We start from the raw sequence: 24,998 nt of genomic DNA, 5'->3' as shown, positions 1-24,998 counted from the left end.
ACCGTCCGGTATTAGCGGATACAATGCAGGGCTTGCTTTGCGATTCGCACGACCCGGGACGCCGCATGACAACCACCAAATCTGACAAGACATCCGCCGACCTCGAAACGGTCCGCTCCGAAATCGACCGTCTGGATGATCGGATCCAGTCGCTGATCAGCGAGCGTGCCCGGCTGGCCTTTCGCGTTCGCGAGAGCAAAGGCGAATTTACCCAAGCCGTCGAATATTATCGGCCGGAGCGGGAAGCCCAGGTGCTGCGGCGGGTGATCGAACGCAACCAGGGGCCCCTGACCGACGCCGAGATGACCCGCCTGTTCCGGGAAATCATGTCCGCCTGCCTGGCGCAGCAGGAGCCCATGAACATCGCCTATCTCGGCCCGGAAGGCACATTCACGCAGCAGGCCGTCAATCGCCATTTCGGGCATTCCGTTCGCGCGCTCAGTCATCCCAGCATCGACAATGTGTTCGAACAGGTGCAGGCGGCCGAGGCCGATTTCGGGGTCGTTCCGGTCGAAAATTCCTCCCAGGGCATCGTCAGCCATACCCTGGACATGTTCCTGACCTCGGAATTGAAGATCTGCGGGGAAATCGAACTCCGGGTGCATCAGAATCTGCTGACCCATGCCACCAGCCTGGGTCAGATCGAGCGGGTCTACTCGCATGCGCAGTCGCTGTCGCAGTGCCGCGCGTGGATCCGGGCGCACCTGCCCGAGGCGGAGCTCATTCCGGTGAGCAGCAACGCCGAAGCGGCACGCCGTGTGCGCAACGCGCCCGAATCGGCGGCGATCGCCGGTCGATCCGCGGCGGAGATATACGCCTTGCCGGTCCTGTTCTCCAACATCGAGGACCGGCAGGACAATACCACCCGTTTCCTGGTCATTGGGCGGCATCTGTTGGCGCCTTCCGGCCGCGACAAAACGACCTTGCTGCTCGCCGGCCATGAAGGTCCGGGATTGCTGTACCACCTGCTGGCACCGTTGCAGAAGCAGGGCATCAACATGACCCGTATCGAGTCGCGGCCGTCCAGCCTGGGCAAATGGGCCTACGTGTTCTTCATCGATATCGAAGGACATGCCGAGGATTCCGACGTGGCGCCCGCACTGCGGGAGCTCGAGCAATCGGCCAAGCTTTTCCGGGTACTCGGATCCTATCCGCGGGCGGTGCTGCCCGACGAGGACAAGGCACCGGAAGACGAGCGCTCATGAAACTCCGCATCGATGGCCGTGGGGCGCCGCTCCACGGATGTCTGACGCCGCCCGGCGACAAGTCCATTTCGCACCGTGCCCTGATTCTGGCGAGCCTGGCCGGGGGCAGGTCCCGCATTACCGGCCTGCTCGATTCCGCCGATGTACGGGCGACGGCCGAGGCCTGCCGGCAACTGGGGGCGACGGTTCGAGCCGAGGATGACTCGGTTTGGGTCGAAGGTACCGGTACCGCCGGTCTGAAACCGCCAAGCGCACCGCTCGACATGGGCAATTCGGGAACCGCCCTGCGTTTGCTCGCCGGTGTCCTGGCCGCTCAGCCCTTCGCCTCCGAGCTCATCGGTGATGCCTCGCTGAGCCGGCGGCCGATGCGTCGTATCGTCGAGCCTCTGAGCCGCATGGGCGCGCACATCGAAACCGCGGAAGGCGGTACCGCGCCGCTGCGCATCACGGGCAACCCGAAGCTCAAAGGCATCGAATACCGGCCGGCCGTGGCGAGCGCCCAGATCAAATCCTGCGTACTGCTCGCCGGTTTGTACGCTTCCGGCCGTACCTGCGTCATCGAACCGCAGCTCAGCCGGGACCATACGGAGCGAATGCTGCCGTTGTTCGGCACCCCGGTCGAGGAACCCTGTTGCGTGACCGGAGGAGGGCGGCTGCGGGCCGCGGATGTGGTGGTGCCCGCGGACATCTCCTCGGCGACATTTTTCCTGGTCGGCGCCGCCATGCTGGAAGGCTCCGATGTGTTGTTGCGTGGGGTCGGCCTGACCCCGACCCGGGACGGCATTCTGCACGTGCTGGAGCGCATGGGTGCCGCTGTGGAACACCGCGAAACGCGTCGTCACGGAACCGAGACCGTGGCGGATCTCCGGGTTGCCCATGCCGCGGGTCTGCGCGGCATCGATGTGCCCGAAGAATGGATTCCTTCGCTGATCGACGAACTGCCGGCGATCATGGCCCTGGCGGCGGTCGCCGAGGGAACCACCCGTATTCGAGGCGCGGCGGAGTTGCGCGTAAAGGAAAGCGACCGCATTGCCGTCATGGCGCGTGGCCTGGAGACGCTCGGCGTCACGGTGCAGGAGTTCGACGATGGCATTGACATCACCGGTGGCCCGGTAACCGGTGGCACGGTCGACGGAGCCGGCGATCATCGCTGCGCCATGAGTTTCTGCATGCTGGCGCAGCGGGCGTCCGGCCCGGTGACCGTAACGGGCGCGCATCACATCGACACTTCCTATCCGGATTTCGTCGCGCACGTTCAGGCCCTGGGCGGGACGGTTGAAGTGCTGCTCGCGGAAGCGGACGGACATGACTGAATCCATTCCCGTGGTCACCATCGACGGCCCGGGCGGGTCCGGCAAGGGTACGGTCGCCATGCGGCTGGCTGAACGATTGCGCTGGCATTACCTGGACAGCGGAGCGCTCTACCGTCTGGTGGCCGTGGCCGCGATGGACCGGGACATGGACGTGGATGACGAAGCCGGCCTGGGAACACTGGCGCGTGAACTCGATGTTTCCTTCGGTGTACACGGCAGTACGCTGACCGTCGTGCTCGACGGCAACCGGATACACGGACGGCTGCGTTCCGAGCCGGTCAGTGTGTTCGCGTCACGGGTCGCCGCGGTGCCGGCGGTGCGTGACGCCCTGGTCGACCGCCAGCGTGCGTTTCGCCAGGAGCCGGGGCTGGTGGCTGACGGGCGCGACATGGGCACGGTGATATTTCCTGATGCCGAACTCAAAATCTTTTTGACCGCCAGCGCCGAGGAACGTGCTCAAAGACGCTATAAGCAGTTGAAAGAAAAAGGAGAAAGTGTTAATCTCTCGCGCCTTTTCCGGGAGATCGAAAAGCGCGACGAACGTGATCGCACGAGGGCTGTTGCCCCGTTGAGACCCGCCGAGGATTCGCACGTCATCGATTCAACGGACCGGAGCATAGAGTCGGTGCTCGAAGAGGTTCTGGACTTGGTTCAGAAAAGCCCGATTAAGCTTTGAAATTCGGGTATTAAATGGCCCACCGATATGGTGGATTTGTTAACCGGGTACCCAAGTACCCACTGACCCTGGGTGGGTGGCTGCTAACGCGGCAGTTCGCCTGAGAGTAATCATCAACATGACTGAAAGTTTCGCAGAACTATTCGAACAGAGCCTGGCCGCGCACGATTTGAAGCCGGGCGCCATCGTTACCGGCACAGTAATGGAAATTCGTGACGACGCCGTTGTCGTCAACGCCGGCCTCAAGTCCGAAGGCATCGTTCCCATCAGCCAGTTCCGCGCGCTCGACGGCGAGTTGGAAGTAGCCGTTGGCGACGAAGTACAGGTGGCTCTGGAGGCCGTCGAGGACGGGTTCGGAGAAACCCGCCTGTCGCGTGACAAGGCCAAGCGGGCCATGGTGTGGGACAAGCTGGAAACGGCCTACGAAGGCGACGAGACCGTCGAAGGCAAGATCAGCGGCAAGGTGAAGGGTGGATTCACCGTCGACATCGAGGATATCCGCGCCTTCCTGCCGGGTTCCCTGGTCGATGTCCGCCCGGTACGCGATCCGGCTTACCTGGAAGGCAAGGATCTGGAATTCAAGATCATCAAGCTGGACCGCAAGCGCAATAACATCGTGGTGTCCCGCCGCGCGGTGGTCGAAAAAGAATTCAGCGCGGAACGCGAAGCGCTGCTCAACCGTCTCGAGGAAGGCCTGGTGCTCAACGGCGTGGTCAAGAACCTGACCGATTACGGTGCGTTCCTGGATCTCGGCGGTATCGACGGCCTGCTGCACATCACCGACATGGCCTGGAAGCGGGTGCGTCATCCCAGCGAAGTCGTCGAAGTGGGCGATGAACTGGAAGTTCGCGTGCTGCGGTTCGACCGCGAACGCAATCGTGTTTCCCTGGGTCTGAAACAACTGGGCGAGGATCCGTGGACCGATCTGTCCCGCCGCTATCCGGTGGGAACGCGTCTGTTCGGCACCGTCACCAACATCACCGACTACGGCTGTTTCGTCGAAATCGAAGATGGCGTGGAAGGCCTGGTGCACGTTTCCGAGATGGACTGGACCAACAAGAACGTCAATCCCGCCAAGGTGGTGCACACCGGTGACGAGGTCGAGGTGATGGTCCTGGATATCGACGAGGAGCGTCGGCGCATTTCGCTGGGCATGAAGCAGTGCCAGACCAACCCGTGGGAGTCGTTCGCGGCCACCCACAACAAGGGCGACCGTGTATCGGGCGCCATCAAGTCCATCACGGACTTCGGCATCTTCATCGGCCTGGACGGCGGTATCGACGGCCTGGTTCACCTGTCGGACATTTCCTGGCAGGACACCGGCGAAGACGCGGTACGCAACTTCAGCAAGGGTGAGGAAATCGATGCCGTCGTGCTGGCTGTCGATCCGGAACGGGAGCGCATCTCGCTGGGCATCAAGCAGCTCGACCAGGATCCGTTTGCGACCTTCATGGCTTCGCACCCGCGGGGCAGCTTGGTCCAGGGCACGGTGAAGGAAGTCGATCCGCGTGGTGCGGTCATCGAGCTTGCCGAAGGAGTCGAGGGTTATCTGCGGTCTTCCGAAATCCGCAAGGAACGGGTCGAGGATGCGACCAAGGAACTCTCCGTCGGTGACGAGATCGAAGCGAAGTTCATCAGCATCGATCGCAAGAACCGGACCCTGCAGCTTTCTGTCCGGGCCAAGGACGATGCCGAACTGGCCGAGGCTCTGGAGGAATACCAGCAGAGCAATGCCATGAGCGGCACCACCTCGCTCGGCGACCTGCTCAAAGAGCAGCTCGAACAAGACAGCTGATCCCGTTCCCGGGGCCGCCCTGCCGGCGGCCCCGGACCGCCATCTTAAGGCCGTGACACGGGCTGTGGAGCATGATGCGAGACGTGATGCGGCCGACCCCGAGTGAAAGCGAATAACAGACGGACGACGCAAGACGGGAGCGGAGTGAACCATCGTGGCCGGTTTGACGCAGCGCGTTGACAAACCAGGTGAATGACGGTCATCACAGTGTGTGACGGTGCCCGCCAAGAGCAAGGGAAGCGAGATTTAAAATATGACCAAGTCAGAACTGATCGACATCCTGGCCGAACAGCAGAAACACCTCAAGCACGAGGACGTCGAGTTGTCCGTCAAGTCGATCCTGGAGCAGATGAGCGCCTCACTGGCGGATGGCCAGCGAATCGAAGTGCGGGGGTTTGGCAGTTTTTCTCTGCATTACCGCGCTCCGCGAATGGGGCGTAATCCGAAAACCGGGGAGGCCGTTGCGCTCCCGGGCAAGCACGTTCCTCACTTCAAGCCGGGCAAACTGCTGCGCGAGCGCGTGGACTACTCCGACGACCGGGATTCCTGACCCCCGCAGTCGGGGGGCGTGCGAATTCAATTTTTTGGCAGTCACCCGCCTGGTCGGAGAAGCGCGACTGCCAATCAACCGGGAGCAGGGCGTGTACCGCTTGGGATTCATTATCGTAACGATTCTGGCCGTGGTTCTGGGGCTGCTGGTCGGCACTCTGAACAACGAGCCTGTGGCCATCGATTTGTTATGGTTCCACCTGGTTTGGCCTCTGGGGCTGGCGCTCATTGGTGCGCTGGCGGTCGGTATGGTGCTCGGTCTCGCACTGTCCTGGCTGTTTTCGGTACTGCCATTGAAGGTCCGCCTGCGCAAGGCGCGCCGTGCTGGTGAAGCCAATCAGAGTCTGCTGAATCGGCCGCATGACTGACCTCCTGCCCTACCTGCTGTTGCCGTTCGCGGTGTATTTCGGCTGGTGGGTGGCGAAAAACTACCAGGGGCGGGTCACGCGCCGCCGCAATCGACTGTTCAATGATCAGTATTTCCAGGGACTCAACTACCTTCTGAGTGAGCAGCCCGACAAGGCCATCCAGGTCTTTCTGGAACTGGCCGAAGTCAACCAGGAAACCGTGGAAACCCACTTGGCGCTCGGTAATCTGTTCCGGCGCCGGGGCGAAGTCGACCGGGCCATCCGATTTCACCAGAACATCATCGCCAAGCCGGGGCTGCGTCCGGGGCAACGAACCCAGGCCTTGCTGGAACTGGGAGAAGACTATATGCGGGCCGGTCTGCTGGACCGGGCCGAGCGTTTGTTTTCCGAACTGATCGAAAGCGACGAACAGACGCCTTCCGCCTTGCGCAGCCTGCTCGAGATCTACCAGCAGGAACAGGACTGGTCCAAGGCGCTGGAGCAGGCCGACCGCCTGCAGAAAGTAGAGGGTACGCACCAGGGCGGCATGATGGCGCAATTCTGCTGTGAGCTCGCGGAACAGGCCCTGGCGGACGGTGCGCTCGACGAGGCGCGCAAGCAGTTGCGCCAGGCTCGTCGCCACGATCCGGATTCGGTCCGCGCGCGCTTCATCCTGGCCCGGATTCATGCGGACGCCGGCAACCCGGCTGAAGCCATGAGCGCTTATGAAGAAATCGCCGGGCTGGATCCCGAATACATTCCCGATCTGATCGAGGACTATCTGGAACAGGCGGAATCTTCCGGCGCCGGGCAGCGTGCCCGCGAGAACCTTCAGGCCTGGTACGAGAACTACCAGGGCATCACCCTGGTGCTGAAGTTGACCGAGTTCATCGCGGCGGACCGCGGCGCGGAAGAGGCTGGCCAGTTCCTCGTCGAATCGCTGAATCGCAAACCTTCTGTGCGGGGCCTGGACCGGCTCATCGAGCTCCGTTCCGCGGGTCACCTGCAGACTGATTCCAGCGACGACATACTCAAGGCGGTGACGGCGCGGCTGATGGCGCGTCAGCCCGGCTACCGTTGCGGACACTGTGGTTTCAGCGGTCAGTCCCATCACTGGCAGTGTCCCAGTTGCCGGCACTGGGGTACGACCCGAATCGTCCACGGCGTGCTCGGGGAATAAGGGGAGGCGGCGTGGAGCCCGCGGCACTCAACCCGTATGGGGTTCTCCCCGTGGTTGTATTCACGCTGTCGTGGGGCGGTACTGTCGCGGCCGCGGCTTATGCGCGGCGTGCCGGCATGCTCGACCTGCCCGGGGAGCGCCACAGCCACGATAGACCCACGCCGCGCGGCGGAGGCGCCGGTCCGGTGCTGGCGCTGGCCCTGTGCACGCCATGGATCATGCCTGGCAGCGCGGCTTCCCAGTTCTGGAATTTCTCCCTGCTGCCGGGTTTTGCGTTGCTTGCCCTGGTGGGCTGGTGGGACGATCGAGTATCCCTGTCGGCCCGGGTGCGCTTCGTCGCCCAGCTCGCCGGTGCGGGGTGGTTACTGGTGGGGACGGGTTTCACGGGAGATCACGGAATCGTACTGGCCTTCGGGGCCTTGCTGGCGATCGTCTGGATGGTCAACCTGTACAACTTCATGGACGGCAGCAATGGCATGGCGGGGGCACAGGCCGTATTCGCCGGCGGCGTACTGGCCTGGCTTTTCGCGCGCGCCGGGGAGGGGGGCGGTTCATTGTTCGCGCTCAGCCTGGCCGCAGCGGCGCTGGGTTTTCTGCCGTGGAATATCACCCGCAGGCCGCGGGTTTTCATGGGGGACGTGGGCAGCGGACCCCTGGGGTTCGTCATCGCGGGCCTGCTGGCATGGGGCTGGCACCGCGAAGTGATGACGCTCCCCGTCGCCTGGCTCGTCATGCTCGTCTTCGTGTGTGACAGCACCCTGACCCTGCTCACAAGGGTAATGAAAGGGGAGCGGTGGTATACTCCTCACAAACAACATCTTTACCAGTGCCTGATACAGCGCGGATGGACACATGGTGGTGTTCTGGCGCTCTACCAGGGTTTGAACGGGCTACTGGTGCTGCCGGCAATTGCAGTTGCAGTCAATTGGCCGGAGCTTGCCTGGTCTGTGGCTTTCGCCGCAACCGTGGTCCTGCTTGTCGCCTGGGTACAGGTAAAGAAGAAGCTTGGAGTGCTCGCTCGAGCGGGATAGAAAAATGAACCCAATGCGCATTCTGCGGCATCCGCGGGCGGCCGTTGTCGCTCACGACCTCGTCATGGTCGCCGTATCATGGCTTGCCGCCGGTTCCATTGTCCGGTACGGCGATTCAGCCGGTATCATCGCTTCAATTCCCATTCTCGCCGAACTGGCCGTCATCCTCGCGATTCAGGGTCTCGTGCTCTGGTCCACCGGCCTTTACAAGGGGCTGTGGCGCTTCGCCAGTTTTCCCGATCTGTGGAATATCGCACGCGCCGCGTTGTTCGGCACCATTCTGATTATCGCCGCGCTGACCCTGTTCTTCGCGGCGGAGATCCGACAAAACCTGGGCGCGGTACTCATTTATCCCGGCATTCTGTTCCTGATGCTGGGTCTCCCGCGCATGTGTTACCGGTTCTGGAAGGATTCTCGCCTGCCGGAGCGGCAATCGAAGGAGGGCATGAAGCGTGTGCTGGTGCTCGGCGCCGGGCGCTCAGGGGCCCTGCTCGAGCGCGAATTGCGCCATCGGGGTGGGCTGGGCGTCATCGGCTTCCTGGACGATAATCCGCGCCTGCGCGGCGCCCAGGTGCACGGTGTGCCCGTGCTCGGGCCCATCGAGCATCTGCCGCGGGTCGCCCGTGAAGTCGGAGCCGATCTGGCCATCATCGCCATGCCGTCCGCCACCAATCATGAGATGCAGGCGGTGGTCGAGATCTGCGAGCGCAGCGGGGTGAAATTCCGAACCCTGCCGACGCTCAACGACCTGGGCAACAAGGCGACCCGGATCGACGACCTCAAGCGAGTGGTCATCGATGACCTGCTGGGGCGTGAACCGGTCTCGCTGGAATGGGACTCGATACGAGAAGGCCTGTCCGGAAAGCGGGTCATGATCACCGGCGGCGGCGGTTCGATCGGCTCGGAACTGTGCCGGCAGATTGCGCGTCTCAATCCGGTCGAACTGATCGTCGTGGACAACGGTGAGTATGCGCTCTACCGCATCGACCACGAATTGCACAGTGAATTCGAAGACCTGGTGTTTTGCAGCGTGCTGGGCGATATCTGTGACTCCGCGACGGTGGAAAAGGTCGTCGGCGAGTACAAGCCGGACATGATCTTCCATGCGGCGGCCTACAAGCACCTGCCCATATTGCAGACCCAGGTGCGCGAGGCATTTCGCAACAACGTTCTGGGTACCATGCGCCTGGCGGAGGCGGCGGAACGGCACGGGGTTGGAACTTTTGTGCTGATTTCCACGGACAAGGCGGTCAATCCGGCCAACATCATGGGCGCCACCAAGCGTGTGGCCGAGATGTACTGCCAGACCATGAACGGACTTTCCGAGACGCGCTACATCACCGTGCGATTCGGCAATGTCTTGAATTCCAACGGCAGTGTCGTGCCGCTGTTCAAGGAGCAGATCGCGCGGGGCGGACCCGTCACGGTCACGCATCCGGAAATTTCACGTTATTTCATGACCATCGCGGAAGCCAGCCAACTGATCATGCAGGCAGCGGTATTGGGCAGCGGTGGAGAAATCTATGTCCTGGACATGGGGGAACCGGTCAAGATCACGTATCTGGCCGAGCAGCTCATTCGTCTGTCCGGCAAAGTGCCGGGCAAGGACATCCAGATCGTGTATACGGGATTGCGGCCGGGTGAGAAGCTGTTCGAGGAGTTGTTCCACGAACTCGAGCCGTACGAGAAGACCAAGCATGAGAAAATTTTCCTGGCACATCCGCGCCAAGCCAACTGGGACCATCTCGGCGCGGACCTGCGCGAGGCGGAGCTGGCGATACGGCGCTATGACACGGGCAAGATTCAGCAATTGCTGCTGAAACTGGTGCCGGAACTGGCCAAGTCCTCGGTCACGCAGCCCGGCGAAACGGCTGAAGTGGTTTCACTGAACCAGCCCCGTCTGCCATGAAGCCGGTCCGCAAAGCGATTTTTCCGGTCGCGGGCCTCGGCACCCGGTTCCTGCCGGCCACCAAGTCCATCCCCAAGGAAATGCTCCCGGTGGTGGACAAGCCACTGATCCAGTATGCGGTGGAAGAGGCGCTGGAAGCCGGAATCGACACCCTGATTTTCATCACCAGTCGCAAGAAACATGCGATATCCGACCATTTCGACACGGCTTTTGAATTACAGGCGCGGCTCGAGGAATCGGGCAAGTTCGAACTGCTCAGCAGGGTAAAGGAAATTATTCCGGATCACGTGGCCCGTGTGCACGTCACCCAGCCCGAAGCGCTGGGCCTGGGGCACGCGGTGCTGTGCGCCGAGTCGGTGGTCGGAGACGAACCGTTCGCGATCGTGCTTGCGGACGACATGGTGCTCAATCGCGGCCCTGGTGCGCTGGCCCAGATGGTGGCCGTGCATCGCGAATCGGGCGCCAGTGTCCTGGGCGTGGAACGAATTCCCCCGGAACGGACCCGGTCTTACGGTGTCGTCGGCGTTGGCAGTGAATCGCAGGGCCGACGGATTGAAACCATCATCGAAAAGCCCGCGCCCGAAGAGGCGCCGTCGGATCTCGGGGTGGTGGGGCGGTACGTATTGGCCCCGTCGGTTTTCCGCCACCTGCGAAACGTTCAGCCCGGTGTCGGCGGCGAAATCCAGCTCACGGATGCGATTGCCGCCATGCTGCGGGATGAGCCGGTTCTGGCTCACCCTTTCGAGGGCGAACGATACGATTGCGGCAGCCGCGAGGGTTATCTGCGGGCCACCATTGACCACGCGCTGGAACTGGAGGATATGCGTGACAGCGTGCTGCAGCACCTCCGCTCCGTGCTGAAACGCATCGATTCCGCCGGCCGGGCGGAACCCTGACAGCGGATCCGAAAGCATCGCCCGCCATGCCTTCTGTACGCCCGACACCCGCCGCCCCGTCCGGAACCCTGCGCCGCTTCGAGCACAGCTCGAGAGTGCTGGCTGGCAACCCCTGGAACGATCCGGTCGACCGGCCGTTGTCCGTCTACCTGCCGCACGGTTACGACGAATCCGATGCGGCTTATCCCGCGCTGTGGGGTTTGGCGGCGTTCACCAATTCCGGCCCGGGGCACCTGAACTGGCGTAATCACGGCGAGAATCTGCCCCAACGGCTGGACCGGCTGATTGCGGAAGGCGCCATGCCGCCTGTGGTCGTGGTGTTTCCCGACTGCTACACCTCGCTGGGCGGCAACCAGTACGTGAATTCGCCGTCTGTCGGCCGTTACGCAGACTACCTCGTCGAAGAACTCATTCCGTTCGTCGCCGAGCGGGTCCATGTCGTGGCCGGCCGGGACGGACGCGGTTTGTTCGGTAAGTCCTCTGGCGGCTATGGGGCGCTCTACCACGCGATGAATTACAGTGAATTCTGGGGTGCTGCGGCGAGTCACGCCGGCGATGCCGGATTCGATCTGCTGTTCCGCCCGGCTTTTCCCGATACCAGTGTTGCACTTGCGCGGCACGGCGGGGACGCGCTGAAATTCATGCGTGCGTTCTGGTCCGCGAAACAACTGTCGGGGCGCGATTTCAACGCGCTGATGATTTTGGCGATGGCGGCCAGTTACGATCCGGACCCCGACCATCCGGCGACCATCCGGCTGCCCTTCGATCTGCACACCTGCGAGTTGGACGCGGAACGATGGGGTCATTGGCTGCGATTCGACCCGATCCACATGGCCGCACGCGCAGCGGATTCCCTCAAGTCGCTCCATGCCCTGTACCTGGATGTGGGCAGTCGTGACCAGTACCACATTCAATACGGAACCCGCGTGCTGGTCCGCCGGCTTGGCGAACTGGGCGTCGACTGCCGCTTTGAGGAATTCGACGGGACCCATTCCGGAATCGACTGGCGGTTGGATCACTCCCTGCCGTACCTGGCCGCGGCCTTGAAAAGCGCCAGCGATGCTGCCACCTGAGTTTTATCCCACCCGAATCGGCGAATGCCTGGAACGAATATGATTGAGATCACACCCGAGGCCCAGGAATACTTCAAGCGCCTTCTGACCCAGCAGGATGAAGCGGGTCTGGGCCTGCGCATCTCGGTGCATCATCCGGGTACTCCGCACGCGGGCTGCGACCTGCAATTTTGTCCGGAGGGCACGCATCAGGCGGACGACCGTGTGATTGAACTGCCGGCTTTCAATCTGTTCGTTGCGGCGGATTCAGAGCGCTGGCTCGAAAAGGCCAGCATCGACTTCGACACCGACTCCACCGGCGGTCAACTCACAATCAAGGCACCCGGTATTCGCGGACACGAACCGGCCTCGGACGCGCCCGTCGAGGAGCGGGTCGAATGGTTGCTGGAAACGGAAATCAACCCGGCGCTGGCCTCCCATGGCGGCCGTGTGGCGCTGGTGGAGATCACCCGCGACATGAAGGTGGTGCTGCAATTCGGCGGTGGCTGCCACGGGTGCGGCATGGCCGACGTCACGTTGAAGCAGGGAATTGAGAAAACCCTGACCCAGAAGATTCCGGAAATTACCGCGGTGGTGGATGCAACCGACCACGAAACCGGCCAGAACCCGTATTACGCGCCGGGCGCGCAGGGGCATTCGGCGGTTTGACCGGGTTCCGGGTCTGGCCCTGAGGGCCGCTCCCCTTCCTATTTGATGGACAGGTCTTTCAGACCGTCCTGGCTGGCGTACCAGGCGGCCAGATCTTCAATGTCCTGATTGCTGAGATTGGCCGCAAAGCTGGCCATGACGGCGTTGGTCCTGCGTCCGGCACGGTAATCGGACAGGGCCTTGATCAGGTAACTTTCGTGCTGGCCCGCGAGGTTGGGGTAGTTCGGGTCCACCGACTCACCCGTTTTGCCGTGACAGGCCTCACAGGTGGCCGCCTTGGATTGGCCGCTGGCAGGGTCGCCGGCGGCGGTCGCGCACAGGGGCAGGCTGGAAAGCAGAACGCAAAGCGTGGAAGCGGTTAGGGCGTGGGTCATGTTCTTCATGGCGTGTCAGGCATCCGGCCCCAGAGAGGCGAAATAGGCGGCAATATCTTCGATGTCTGCATCGGACAGGCTTTCTGCCTGCAGTTTCATCGTTGCGTGATCCCGGTTCCCGGCGCGGTAGTCCTTCAACGCGGAGACGAGATACTCATAGTTCTGGCCTCCGATCTTGGGCACCTTGTAGGTGGGGTACACGTTGTTATACCCCGGAATTCCGTGACAACCGGTACAGGTATAGGATTTCATTTCACCGGCTTTCGGGTCGCCGTCGGCCAAGGCCGCAGGCGCCGCTGCCAGCAGCGTGAGACTCAGATAGAGGAAGCGCATTGCCGATTTCGTCCGTGCAGTACAAACAGTCGCCCATTATACCCGCTGAGCCGGATCAAACCAACGATTTGACCGGCCCTTGCGACCACCGATGCAAGGCACCCATCCGGCCCGGAATGCGAGGTTTGCTTTTCGGCAACCCATGGCGAGGCCGGCCAACTAGTGTTGGATCTCGCCAGTCGGACTCTCCCCAGGCATTCGTCGTGAACACGTCTTCGAACGAAGCGCGGAGCGGCGCTGTATGTAACCTTCGCGGCCCGGACGCCGTCTGACGGAGTGAGGCGCTGTGCTCCCCTTGTGCTGGCTCGAAATTTGCTTGGTATGCCTTGAGATGGCACAGCGCATGACGACTGGCATATTCGGGTCTTGCATGGCTGTGTTAGTGTTTTACTGAAATATAACACCAGGGCATACCCATATGACCATGAGGTGGATCGAACCGGTGGAGGAACGCGGCGGCACAGCGATTCTGTTGGCAGGGCTGCTGGTTTCGGGCCTGTTGCTGCAAGGCTGCATGCCACAGGCGAACGGCAGCATCGATGACGAAGACCCGGCGGAAGATGCCGCGATACCGGTCGAATCGGTACGCGTTCGAAATGACGACGTGGCGGCATTCTATTCGGGAACCACGACCATCGAGGCGGACCAGCAGGCGACCGTGGTGTCGCAGATCACCGGTGTGGTGCTGAAGATCCATGCGGAGGAAGGCCAGTACGTGGAAGCCGGACAATTGCTGGCCCGGGTCGAACCGGATCGCTACCGGCTGGAGTTCGAACGCAGCAATGCGACGCTCAAGCGCTTGGAGATGGAGTTTCAGCGCAAGCAGGAATTGTTCAACAAGCAACTGGTGAGCGCCGAGGACTTCGAGCGCGTGAGTGCCGAGTACGAGGCTCAGAAAGCGCAGGTGGCATTGGCCCGGCTCGACCTTCGCTACACCGAGATCCGCGCGCCCCTTTCCGGTTATGTGGCTGAACGCATGATCCGGGAAGGCAATCTGGTTCAACTCCATCAGCCGGTCTATCGCATCACCAGCTACGATCCGCTGCTGGCGGTGCTGCACGTGCCGGAGCGCGAACTCAGCGTGCTGCACACGGGCCTGGACGTCACGGTGCGTCTGGACGCGCTGCCGGGCACACTGTTTACCGGAACGGTGACGCGCATCAGTCCGGTGATCGATCCGGACACCGGAACCTTTCGCGTGACGGCCGAGGTCGATGATCCGAACGGCATCGTCAAACCGGGACTGTTCGGGCGGGTCGACATCCTGTACGACCTGCGCGAGGACGTGCCGGTCATTCCGCGCACCGCCGTGATCACCGAAGACGAACGGAATCATGTGTTTGTGATTGGCGAAGACAACAGCGTGAGCCGCCGGGCCGTGATGCTGGGTTACGAGCGCAACGGCGTCATCGAAGTCACCGAGGGCGTTGATGCGGGTGAACGGGTGGTGACCGCAGGCAAGGGCAGTCTCAGTGAAGGCGTCAAAGTGCAGGTGGTTGGCATCGAGCCGGGAGAGGGCGTTTCGAGGCCGTCCGGCGGCATCGGCCCCGGAACCTGAGGCCGTTAGCGCATGTCCGGCCGGAATCTCAAGATCGTTGAACTGGCGACCCGGCGGCACGTGGCCATTTCCATGGCCGCGGTCACGCTGGTGCTGTTTGGCCTGATTTCCCTGAAGGATCTGCCGGTCAATCTGCTTCCCGACCTGTCCTATCCGACTCTCACCGTGCGCACCGAGTATGAGGGATCGGCACCCGAAGAAATCGAAACGCTGCTCACCCGTCCGGTGGAGGAAGCCGTGGGCGTGGTGAAGAACGTCATCGCGGTGAAGTCGGTGTCACGCACCGGACAGTCCGACGTGATGCTGGAGTTCGCCTGGGGCACGGACATGGACCGGGCCGCGCTCGAGGTGCGCGAAAAACTGGAATTGCTGCAGTTGCCGCTCGAGGTGTCCCGGCCACTCCTGTTGCGCTTCAATCCCGCCACCGACCCGATCATGCGCTATGGCCTGATTTTCGAGGAGGGCAGTGGTGCCGCCGACGACACCGCCGCACTCAAGATTCTGCGGCGGTTCGGCGACGAGGAAATCCGCAAGGTCCTGGAGCCGGTTGAGGGCGTGGCGGCCGTCAAGATCAGTGGCGGACTCGAGGACGAAGTCCAGATCGAAATCGACCAGCGCAAGATGGCCCAGCTCGGCCTGTCGTTGCAGGCGCTGATCGAGCGGTTGGCGGTTGAGAATGTCAACGTGTCGGCGGGCCGGCTGGAAGAGGGTACGCAGCGGTTTCTGGTGCGGACCATCAACCAGTTCGGTTCGGTGGAAGAATTTGGCACCCTGGTCGTGGCGCCCGGGCAGGGCAGGCCGATTTACCTGCGTGACATCGCGAACGTTCGCGCCGGATTCAGTGAACGCCAGGCGATCATCCGCATGAACGGCCAGGAAGCCGTGGAAATCGCGATCTACAAGGAAGGTGACGCGAACACCGTCAGTGTGGCCCGCAACGTGGCCGCGCGCGTGGCGGAAGTCGAAGACGGGCTGCCGCCAGGCATGGTAATCCGCAAGGTGGACGACCAGTCGGTCTTCATCGGGCAGGCCGTCAGCGAGGTCGTCAATGCGGCCATTCTCGGTGGTCTGCTGGCCGTTCTGGTGATTTTCGTGTTTCTGCGCAATGCCTGGTTCACATTCACGATCGGTTTGTCGATTCCGGTTTCCATCGTGGCGGCATTTTTCCTCATGGGCCAGAGTGGCATCACCCTGAACATCATGTCGCTGGGCGGGATTGCGCTGGCCACCGGACTGCTGGTCGACAACGCCATCGTCGTGCTCGAAAACATCACGCGTTACCGGCAGGCCGGGGAAGGCCGGGTCAGCGCGGCCCGTCTCGGGGCGAGCGAAGTCGGCGGCGCCGTGATCGCATCCACGCTGACCACCATCGCGGTGTTTCTCCCTCTGGCTTTTGTCGACGGCGTGGCCGGGCAGTTGTTCCGCGACCAGGCCCTGACCGTCACTTTCGCGCTGGTCCTCTCGCTGTTCGTCGCCATGACCCTGATCCCGATGATGGCTTCGCTGCGGGGCCACGATGACCGGGTGATCCGGCCGGGCGCCAGCCGTTTCGGGCACAGCTTCGCACGGCGCTACGAACGCCTGCTGGCCTGGTCCCTGAATCACCGGGCCGTCACGCTCGGGCTGTCCGCTTCGCTGCTGGCCCTGTCCCTGCTGGGACTGCGGCACACCGGTACCGAACTGGTGCCGGAACTGCAACAGGGCCGGTTCGAGGTGATGCTGGAAGCCGCTCCCGGCACGCCACTGGAAGCAACGGACCGGCTGCAGGGTTCCCTGCAACGGCTGGCGGCGGCGGATCCGCATACCGAACTGGTGTTCGGAGTGGCAGGTTCGGGCAACCGCATCGATGCCAACCCGACGGAGAGCGGTGAAAACATCGCACGTATGCTGATTTCCGTGGACCCCTCGGCGCCGGACGACGCGCAGGAGTCCCTGATTACCCGCTTGCGCGACCGGGTGACGGAGTCGGCCGGCCTGGAAGCCACGTTTACCTCGCCGGAACTGCTCAGTTTCGACAAGCCACTGGAAATTGAAATCCAGGGTTACGATCTGGCGTCCCTGCGCCTGGCCAGCGACCAAGTCGTCAAGCGCCTGCGGGATTCGGACCGGTTCGCCGATGTCGAGTCCAGCGTCGAGCGCGGCCACCCGGAAGTGCAGATCTTCTTCGACCAGGAACGCGCGGCCGCCCTGGGCCTGACTGTCAAACAGGTGTCCGACCAGGTGGTGGGCAAAATCCGTGGCCGGGTGGCCACCCGCTACAGTTGGCGGGACCGCAAAATCGACGTGCTGGTACGGGTCGCCGAGGAAGAGCGCCAGTCCATCGAATCGGTACGCGAACTGATCGTAAACCCCGAAAGTGACCATCCGGTGCCGCTTTCCGCGGTTGCCGGGATTCAGGTTGCCGAGGGTCCGGCCGAAATTCGGCGCAGCGGGCAGGAACGGGTGGCGCTGATTCAGGCCAACCTGGCGTACGGGGATCTCGGCAGCGCGGTTGAGGAGGCCGAAGGCCTTGTTTCAGGGATGAGTCTGCCGTACGGCCTGTCTTTGCGGATTACCGGCCAGAGCGAGGAAATGCAGGCCTCGTTCCGTTCCCTGCTGTTCGCACTCGCCCTGGCCGTGTTTCTCGTCTATCTCGTCATGGCGGCCCAGTTCGAGTCGCTGTTGCACCCCTTCGTGATCCTGTTTTCGATCCCCCTCGCGCTGGTCGGAGTCGCCGCGGCCCTGGTGCTGACCGACACTCGCATCAGTATCATCGTGTTCATCGGCCTGATCATGCTGGCCGGCATCGTCGTCAACAACGCCATCGTACTGGTCGACCTGATCAATCAGTTGCGCGAACGTGGCATGGAGCGCATCGCGGCGATTCGCGAAGCAGCCCACCTGCGTCTGCGGCCGATCATGATGACCACCCTGACCACCTTGCTCGGCCTGATGCCGATGGCGTTCGATCTGGGCGAGGGAGCGGAAATGCGCACACCCATGGCCGTAACCGTGATGGGCGGGCTGCTGACCTCAACCTTCCTGACCCTGCTGGTGGTGCCGGTCATGTATTCCCTGCTGGACCGTCGGGCTGACGCGCCGGCCCCGGCGGATCCGGAAGCGGGCGGGGGCGTCGCCCGCGTGCCACGTGATTCCACTTCTGCGCTGCCGGCGGGGGGCTGAGCCGTGAGCCCGGCCCGGATCGCATTGCGGCGGCCCGTCACCGTCATCATGGCCTTCGTGTCGCTGCTGGCCGTCGGGGCGATTGCCACCCGGCTGTTGCCGCTGGAATTTTTTCCCGCCGTGGACGTGCCGTTCATCATGGTCGACATTCCCTACCAGGGTTCGACGCCGGCCGAAGTCGAGCGGGAAATCACGCGGCCGGCCGAGGAAGTCATCGCGACCCTGAGCGGCATCAAGCGCCTGCAGTCGTTCTCCACCGCGACGGGTGCGCGTCTGGAAGTGATCTTCGACTGGGAATCCGACGTCGCGGTGAAGGCGGTGGAGGCGCGCGAGCGCATCGAGGCCATCCGCGATCAGCTGCCGTCCGATCTGCGCCGGATCAACGTACTGAAGTTCAATCTGACGGACCAGCCGGTACTGACCCTGCGAATTTCAAGCGAGCGTGATCTGTCCACCGCCTACGACATGCTGATGCGGCGGCTGGTGCGTCCGCTGGAGCGCATCCCCGGTGTCGCCCGGGTCGACTTCCAGGGCATCGAGCCCCGGGAGATCCGCATCGAACTGAACGCCGACCGGGTAATCGCGCACGGTATCGATCTGGCCGACCTGCAGCGGCGCCTGCAGCAGGTGAATTTTTCCGATTCGGCGGGCCTGATCCGCGACGGTGGCATCCGCTACCGGGTCAATCCCCGCGGTGAATTCCGCAGTGTCGGTGAGATTGGTGAACTGATCATCAGCGACAGCGGTCTGCGGTTGAAGGACATCGCCGAGGTCACCTACGACTCCAGCCGGCGTAACTACGCCCGGCACCTCGACCGCAAATACGCCATCGGCGTGAGTATTTTCAAGGAGAACGGCGCCAATCTGGTAGAGGTCGGCAAGCGGGTGCTCGACGAGGTCAACCGCATTGGCGAGACCCCGGAAATGCATGGAATTCAGCTGTTTTTTCTTGAGAATCAGGCGGAAGGCGTGACCGAGTCGCTCAGCGAACTGCTCAAAGCCGGACTGGTCGGCGCGCTGTTGTCCCTGGGGGTTCTCTACTTCTTTCTGCGCCATGTGCCGACGACACTGATGGTGTCCCTGGCGGTTCCGCTGGCGATTACCATCACGCTGGGGGCCATGTATTTTCTCGGTCTGTCCCTGAACATTCTGTCCATGATGGGGCTGATGCTGGCCATCGGCATGCTGGTGGACAACTCGGTGGTCGTCAGCGAAAGCATCCACACCGAGCGCGGTCGCACCCCCGACGATCCGAAAGGAGCCGCCCTGCGGGGCGTCCGTGCGGTCGGGCTGGCGGTCGCGGCCGGCACCTTGACCAGCGCGGCGGTATTCCTTCCGATCATTTTCGGAGAAAAGGACCAGATCGCCATTTTCCTCACCCACGTCGCGGTGGCCATCGTCGTCTCGCTTTCGGTTTCGCTGCTGATCGCCCAGACGCTGATTCCGCTGGTGGCCTCGCGGCTGCCGGTGCCCGCGCGCCGCAGCAGCGGCCTGATCGAGCGCCTGAAACGGCGCTACGTGCGCCTGCTTCGATGGAATATGCGCCATCGCTGGTTGGCTTCGCTGGCCGTGCTGGCGGCGCTGGCGTCCGTTGCGGTTCCGATCAGCCTCGTCGAAACCGACATGTTCCCGCAGAACGACACGCGCAAGCTGTTCCTGAACTACCACCTGGATGGCAATTATCCGCTGGACAAGGTCAAGCAGGCGGTCGACACCATCGAAAACTACCTGTACGAAAACCAGGAACGATTCGAGATCAGCGCGGTTTATACCTACTACAACGAAGAAGGGGAGGCGATTTCTTCGGTACTGCTCACCGACGACAGTGAAGCCGAACGCTCCGCCCGGGAGATTACCGACGACATCCTGGCCAACCTGCCGAAAATCGCCATCGGCCGCCCCAGTTTCAGTTTCGAGCGGGTCGGCGGCAACGAAAAGCTGGGCATCGTTCTGCGCGGCCGTTCCAGCGAAGTGCTCGGGGGCCTCGCCGACGATGTCATTCGCGTGTTGTCTGGCGCGGAAGGCCTGACCGGGGTGGTGGCCAGCACCACCGCTGGCGACCAGGAACTGCAGGTACGGGTCAACCGGGAACGGGCGAACCTGATGGGCTTTTCCACCCAGCAGGTGGCGGAAGCCGTGGCCATCGCGATTCGTGGCGTCGACCTGCGCGAATTCAAGGGCGAAGAAGGCGAAATATCGGTGCGTCTGCAGTTTCGGGAAGAAGATCGGGAAAACCTCGACGATCTGAAGGACCTGAAGATCCGCAATGAAGCGGGTGTCGCGATACCGCTCATGGCGCTGGTGGAAATCGAGCGCAATTCCAGCCCGGCCCGCATCCAGCGCATCGACCGGCAGACCGGCGTCAACATCACGGCCAACCTCGACGGGATCTCGTCCGATCGCGCCCGCGAAGTGATTGAGCAGCGCATGAACCTGCTTGAACTCCCCGCGGGTTACAGCTGGAGCTTCGGCCGTGGGTTCGACGACGACGCGGAAGCGATGCAGAAGATGCTGTTCAACATCCTCCTCGCGATCGCCATCATCTACATCGTGCTCGCCGCCCAGTTCGAATCGCTGATCTACCCGGTCAGCATGGTTTGCACCATCCTGTTTTCCATCGTCGGCGTCTACTGGTTCTTCCTCGCCACCGGCACGACGTTTTCCATCATGAGCATGATCGGCATCCTGATTCTGATCGGCGTGGTGGTGAACAACGGCATCGTGCTGATCGACCACGTCAATCAATTGCGGCTGCAAGGCCTGGGCCGGGACGAGGCGCTGGTGCAGGCCGGCAACGATCGTCTCCGGCCCATCCTGATGACGGTGGGAACCACGGTGCTGGGGCTGACTCCGCTGTGCATCGGCACCACCCAGTTGGGTGGAGATGGCCCGCCGTATTTTCCCATGGCGCGTGCGATCGTCGGCGGTTTGCTGTTTTCGACCGTGGTCAGCCTGGTCTTTCTGCCGACCATTTACACCTGGCTGGATGCGATGCGGGCGTGGCCGGCCGTTCTCGTCCGCGTCTGCCGCTGGTCAGCCGGGCGCGCCGCTCACTGGCTGGCCTGGCCGGTGCGCCGGGTGCTGCGTTTAATCAGGCCCGCACAGCCCACGTCCTGAATCGCCGGCCGCCGGCCATCCCCGGCCGGCCGGGCAGTGCTTCAGCCACGCTACCGTCCTGGTTCGGGGCGCGAAGCCGGGACGTGCTGTGCGGGTTCCTGCCGTCACCGGCAAATTTCCCTGGTCCCCGCAGGTTTGCCTGGAGCGGCCCACGACGCGTGGCGCCCGGCCGGGCGCCGTGTGCGGCAAGTAGGGACTGGCGGTCAAGCGGACGCTGGCTGCGACGAATCAGGGTGCTGAATCTCCTTCCGGTTCGTCTTTGAGCAGTTCTTCGATCACGCGAACAAAATTGTCATAGCTTTGCGCCCCGCGCACGAAACGTACGGCTTTGACGTTGTCCGGATTCTCCGTATCTGTATATCCCAGCACGAAACTCGGCGTTCCTCTGACGCCCATGGACTTGCCTTCTTCAATGTCGGCTTCCACTTGCGCCATGTACTTGTCGCTTTCCAGGCAAGCGGAGAATGCGCTGGCCTCCAGGCCAATCTCTTCTGCGTAGTCCTGGAGGTTCTCGTCGGACATCTGCCGTTGATTGGCGAACAGGATGTCGTGCATCTCCCAGTATCGCCCCTGATCTCGCGCGCAGAGGGCCGCTTGGGCAGCCGCCGGTGCGCGAGGATGCAAGCCCGCGATCGGAAACTCCCGCATGACGAATTTGACTTTGCCCTGTTCAATATAATTTTCCAGCAACTGCGGCATCGTCTGACGGGCGTGGCGGGAACAGAACGGACATTGATAGTCGCTGTACTCGATCAGGGTCAACGCCGCTTCGGGGTCGCCCTTGACAGACGCGCCACGGATGGAGACTTCCCGTTCCTGGAAGGTAGGCGCCTGCGGGGCGGAGGGTGCGGGGCGGGCGCCTTCCTCCAGCAGCTTGCGAATTTCCGCGAGATCATTCTGGATCGATTCCTGGCCTTCCCTGAGGCGGGCGACTTCTTCTTTCAAGGCCAGCACTTCGGACTTGGTGCTGGCGGCGAATGCCGTGGGAGAGAACAGGAAGCTCACCAACAGCACGGACAGGTAGAAGAAACTGGATTTGGTCACGTTCAGGTCTCCCTTGAGTTTGAATGGATTTGCCTGGTTCGACGGTGCAGCCAGTCTTTCGGCCCGATATCCGGAGTCCACGTGCTTGATCCCCAGGTGGAGTCGGTGGGCGCTCCAGAGACAAAACCGGCGGCAATTGCCGCCGGTTTGAGGTTCTTCCGTCAGGGGGTTCTTGCGAACCCCCGTCGGGAATGTCGCTACGGCTTACTCGGCTGCGTCCGATTTGCCCGCGACCGACTTCGGTCCGCCACCACTTCGGGGGCCATGATCGCGGTCGTTGAGTTCGCCGTTCTTGCCGGCGATCCGGCACTCTTGCGAACTGGCCGGTCCCGGGTTCACGAATGGGCCGAACGGATCGAGTGAATCTTCGGAGTTGTTGAAATCATCCAGATCCCCGATGCAGCCGGAGGCGTTGATTTCGGCTTCGGTCGGTGCATTGCCACAGAGGCTGTCACCTTCGACGAAACCGCAGCACTCGCTGAATCGCTCGATATGTTCGCGGTCGCAGCTTCCGCCGCCTGCCCGACTGGCTGAAAGATTCAGCGCGGCCGCCGTGCACTGACGGTAAAGTTGCAGTTGCGTCATGCTGGTCGGCGGCTCGTGATCTTTTGCTTCCTTGCCGCTGACACACATGTCTTCGACCGTCGAACCCTCACCCGCAGGCAGTGGCCCACTGGTGTTGAACGACTCGACCGAAGTATGGGTCACGCCGCACACATCGACAGGCATGAACTCAAGCGCCACGTGGCCGTGGTTCTTCCAGAACCCCGGTGTCCGCGTGATGCAGTCGCCCGGCACTTCGCACATGTCATCCGCATCAGCGCTGACCTGTTTTTCGGTCGTGCCGATGTCGCATGTCACCGAGACTTCATTGAGCGTATTGGTCGTAAGATCGCTCACGGTGCCCGTGCAGTTGATTTCAGCTCCGGGAGCCAGATCAAAGTCCGCCTCGTCGATTCCGCCTTCGCAATCAAGCGCGGTTAGCGTGTCGGTGACCGAGCAGTTGTTCAGCGGCGCCGTTCCGTCGTTGTTGATGGTAACCGTGACGGCGTTGTCGCCTTCGAGGTCCTGCTCAGCGCAGATCTTGGAGATACCCAGGTCGACGCTCTGGCACTCGATGGCGGCGTCATCCTGATCATTGGTATCGCAAATGCCGAAGGTGACTCCGCTGTCGTTCTCGCCAACGCGGTAGTCTACTTCGCCGTCCTCGATCGTGAGTGGTTGTCCATCCACAGTCGGCAGGCACAGGCAGTCTGCAATGGCCAGGTTGTTGCCATCGACATTCAGGCATTCGGCAAAGGTGCTGCCGCCGGCCGGGAAGTAAACCGTCGTGCTCTCACCGACATCGAGCGGCGTGATGCCCTGCATGTTGATGTTCACCAGGGTGTCGTCCAGCGTGCATGAACCCAGGTCCACATCACCGGTATTCGAAATGACGTACCGGTAACCCGTTTCATAGTCAGCCGGATCCATGTTTTCCCAGCCGATGCAGGATTCGCCGTAATTGGCACCCTGATCGCAGGTGGACGTCTTTTCGATCTGAACCGCACAATCCACGCAATCCACGGATGCCGTGTCCGGTTCCGACATGGAGTCGATATCGAATCCGTCGCAGGTGTCGCACATGATCTTGTAAGTGCGCGTATCCCGCTGGGCGGAGCATTCATCGAGGCCGTCGGTCATGTAGGCGTCGAGCGGAAGCGTTTCCTGGCTATTCAATCCAAACGGATCGGTCAGAGGATCGCCACAGTTTTCGCCGTTTTCGTCGCATTCGACGACGACGCAACCGGCCAGATCGTCGCTGGAACCGTCTTGATTGGAACCCAGATCGCCCTCGACGAAGAACTTGTAGGCCTTGGCATCGCCATTTTCGCCGATGCGCTGATTGAGGCCGATGTTCTTGTCGATGCATTCCTCGTCGGCGAAGCTGCCGTCATCATCGGTATCCACCGCCACGCAGACCTCGACTTCCGGAATGCAGATGGGCTCCTGGAGCGTGACCGCCTGGCTGCCCCGGGCGGTTCCGGGAAGTCCTTCCTGGGATCCGTCGTCACAGTTGCCGGTTACCTGGAATGCCTGGGTCAGGCGAAGTGGGTTGATGTCCGTGCCCTTGTCATCCACGGAGCCCACATATTCGATCCAGCATCCGCCCTGGGTGATCAGTTCTTCCGACGCGTCGTCGAAATGGAAGGTGACCGTGCCGTCACCATTGTCGACCGCGGGCGTCACGGGATCCAACTGACATTCCACGACGCCGCCCGGTGGCGTATTGACAGGAGTTCCCGACGTATTGACCGACACGAACGAAATCGGAGTGACAGTCGTCGTCGTGGCGTCCTGGTCATTGCCAGAGGCACAGGGAACTTCATCGCCCGGGCCGCTGCCCGTGTTTGCGCAGGTCAGCGCGTGTTCCAGCGTCTCGGCATCCATATCGAGGCTGGACAGGCCGACTTGTGGAATGATCATGATGCTGATCTGCTGCGGCAGATCACTGACGAACAACGGAACCGGAGCGTTGTCGAGTCCGCTGATCGATCCGCCGCAACTGTCGAGTACTCCAGCCAGGCTCTGACTTGGTAGCATGAGAACGGCCGCGAAAGCTATCGCGGCCCGAGTAAGGCTTCTACGCGCCCTATTGAGGCAACAGGAATCTGGTAGATTCATCAGTCTCTCTCCCTTTCGGTGCGCCTTCCCCCCCCTTGGCTTCACTGGCCATGCAGCGCACTCGGCTCTGCCCAATTAAAGGTAAAGTCCGACATTTATCGAACGAGAGATTGTCCTTTTTTGA

At 62.3% G+C, this 24,998-nt stretch carries 19 protein-coding genes; 15 read left to right on the top strand and 4 right to left on the bottom strand.

From position 1 onward, the window contains the following. The first annotated feature begins 65 nt into the window (after positions 1 to 65). The 12 genes from pheA to V3330_RS04060 all read left to right on the top strand — a co-directional run bounded on the left by pheA (position 66) and on the right by V3330_RS04060 (position 12,622). On the top strand, positions 66 to 1,205 hold the full coding sequence (pheA, locus tag V3330_RS04115) for a prephenate dehydratase (RefSeq protein ID WP_354694126.1): 1,140 nt from the start codon (positions 66 to 68) through the stop codon (positions 1,203 to 1,205). Next, a complete protein-coding gene (aroA, locus tag V3330_RS04110) occupies positions 1,202 to 2,518 on the top strand; it encodes a 3-phosphoshikimate 1-carboxyvinyltransferase (RefSeq protein WP_354694125.1) in 1,317 nt (438 codons plus the stop codon). The genes pheA and aroA overlap by 4 nt, the downstream gene beginning before the upstream one ends. Beyond that, positions 2,511 to 3,194 carry a (d)CMP kinase gene (gene cmk, locus V3330_RS04105; RefSeq protein WP_354694124.1) on the top strand — a complete coding sequence of 228 codons (684 nt, stop codon included), beginning with the start codon at positions 2,511 to 2,513 and terminating at the stop codon, positions 3,192 to 3,194. The genes aroA and cmk overlap by 8 nt, the downstream gene beginning before the upstream one ends. A 118-nt stretch (positions 3,195 to 3,312) precedes the next feature. Then, a complete protein-coding gene (gene rpsA, locus V3330_RS04100; protein ID WP_354694123.1) occupies positions 3,313 to 4,989 on the top strand; it encodes a 30S ribosomal protein S1 in 1,677 nt (558 codons plus the stop codon). 253 nt (positions 4,990 to 5,242) lie between these two features. Beyond that, complete coding sequence (locus tag V3330_RS04095; RefSeq protein ID WP_354694122.1) at positions 5,243 to 5,539, top strand: integration host factor subunit beta; 297 nt, start codon at positions 5,243 to 5,245, stop codon at positions 5,537 to 5,539. Between the two features lie 91 nt (positions 5,540 to 5,630). Further along, on the top strand, positions 5,631 to 5,906 hold the full coding sequence (locus V3330_RS04090) for a lipopolysaccharide assembly protein LapA domain-containing protein (RefSeq protein ID WP_354694121.1): 276 nt from the start codon (positions 5,631 to 5,633) through the stop codon (positions 5,904 to 5,906). Then, positions 5,899 to 7,065 carry a lipopolysaccharide assembly protein LapB gene (gene lapB / locus V3330_RS04085; RefSeq protein ID WP_354694120.1) on the top strand — a complete coding sequence of 389 codons (1,167 nt, stop codon included), beginning with the start codon at positions 5,899 to 5,901 and terminating at the stop codon, positions 7,063 to 7,065. Before V3330_RS04090 ends, lapB begins: the two co-directional genes overlap by 8 nt. A gap of 11 nt (positions 7,066 to 7,076) precedes the next feature. Then, a complete protein-coding gene (locus tag V3330_RS04080; RefSeq protein ID WP_354694119.1) occupies positions 7,077 to 8,096 on the top strand; it encodes an MraY family glycosyltransferase in 1,020 nt (339 codons plus the stop codon). 4 nt (positions 8,097 to 8,100) lie between these two features. Next, positions 8,101 to 10,005, top strand: coding sequence for a polysaccharide biosynthesis protein (locus V3330_RS04075; RefSeq protein WP_354694118.1), 1,905 nt, complete (start codon positions 8,101 to 8,103; stop codon positions 10,003 to 10,005). Further along, positions 10,002 to 10,901 (top strand): UTP--glucose-1-phosphate uridylyltransferase GalU, encoded by a 900-nt coding sequence (gene galU / locus V3330_RS04070; RefSeq protein WP_354694117.1) that lies wholly within the window; start codon positions 10,002 to 10,004, stop codon positions 10,899 to 10,901. The genes V3330_RS04075 and galU overlap by 4 nt, the downstream gene beginning before the upstream one ends. Positions 10,902 to 10,927: 26 nt before the next feature. Beyond that, on the top strand, positions 10,928 to 11,974 hold the full coding sequence (locus tag V3330_RS04065) for an alpha/beta hydrolase (protein ID WP_354694116.1): 1,047 nt from the start codon (positions 10,928 to 10,930) through the stop codon (positions 11,972 to 11,974). A gap of 39 nt (positions 11,975 to 12,013) precedes the next feature. Further along, positions 12,014 to 12,622, top strand: coding sequence for a NifU family protein (locus V3330_RS04060; RefSeq protein WP_354694115.1), 609 nt, complete (start codon positions 12,014 to 12,016; stop codon positions 12,620 to 12,622). 38 nt (positions 12,623 to 12,660) lie between these two features. Here the strand turns inward: V3330_RS04060 and V3330_RS04055 are convergent, their stop codons facing one another. Beyond that, the gene (locus tag V3330_RS04055; protein ID WP_354694114.1) at positions 12,661 to 12,996 is read right to left on the bottom strand and encodes a c-type cytochrome; all 336 of its coding nucleotides are present in this window, start codon (positions 12,994 to 12,996) and stop codon (positions 12,661 to 12,663) included. Positions 12,997 to 13,011: 15 nt separating this feature from the next. Then, entirely contained in the window at positions 13,012 to 13,329 is a 318-nt protein-coding gene (locus tag V3330_RS04050) for a c-type cytochrome (protein WP_354694113.1), read from the bottom strand. A gap of 424 nt (positions 13,330 to 13,753) precedes the next feature. Here V3330_RS04050 and V3330_RS04045 point away from each other — a divergent pair, with 424 nt between their 5' ends. From V3330_RS04045 to V3330_RS04035, 3 genes are read left to right on the top strand one after another with little or no spacing between them, the layout of a single operon-like run. Continuing rightward, entirely contained in the window at positions 13,754 to 14,887 is a 1,134-nt protein-coding gene (locus V3330_RS04045; protein ID WP_354694112.1) for an efflux RND transporter periplasmic adaptor subunit, read from the top strand. A 12-nt stretch (positions 14,888 to 14,899) separates the two neighbouring features. Then, positions 14,900 to 18,049, top strand: a complete 3,150-nt coding sequence (locus tag V3330_RS04040) for an efflux RND transporter permease subunit (RefSeq protein ID WP_354694111.1) — start codon at positions 14,900 to 14,902, stop codon at positions 18,047 to 18,049. Positions 18,050 to 18,052: 3 nt separating this feature from the next. Beyond that, entirely contained in the window at positions 18,053 to 21,166 is a 3,114-nt protein-coding gene (locus V3330_RS04035) for an efflux RND transporter permease subunit (protein WP_354694110.1), read from the top strand. A gap of 228 nt (positions 21,167 to 21,394) precedes the next feature. Here the strand turns inward: V3330_RS04035 and V3330_RS04030 are convergent, their stop codons facing one another. Together V3330_RS04030 and V3330_RS04025 are read right to left on the bottom strand one after the other, a co-directional pair. Beyond that, positions 21,395 to 22,210: a DsbA family protein gene (locus V3330_RS04030; protein WP_354694109.1), complete on the bottom strand. Its 816-nt coding sequence runs from the start codon at positions 22,208 to 22,210 to the stop codon at positions 21,395 to 21,397. Between the two features lie 204 nt (positions 22,211 to 22,414). Beyond that, on the bottom strand, positions 22,415 to 24,793 hold the full coding sequence (locus V3330_RS04025; RefSeq protein WP_354694108.1) for a hypothetical protein: 2,379 nt from the start codon (positions 24,791 to 24,793) through the stop codon (positions 22,415 to 22,417). Positions 24,794 to 24,998: the final 205 nt, after the last annotated feature.

The organism is Elongatibacter sediminis (assembly GCF_037892215.1).
GTDB classification, from domain to species: Bacteria; Pseudomonadota; Gammaproteobacteria; order Xanthomonadales; family SZUA-36; genus Elongatibacter; species Elongatibacter sediminis.
This window is presented reverse-complemented; position numbering and strand designations above follow the sequence as displayed.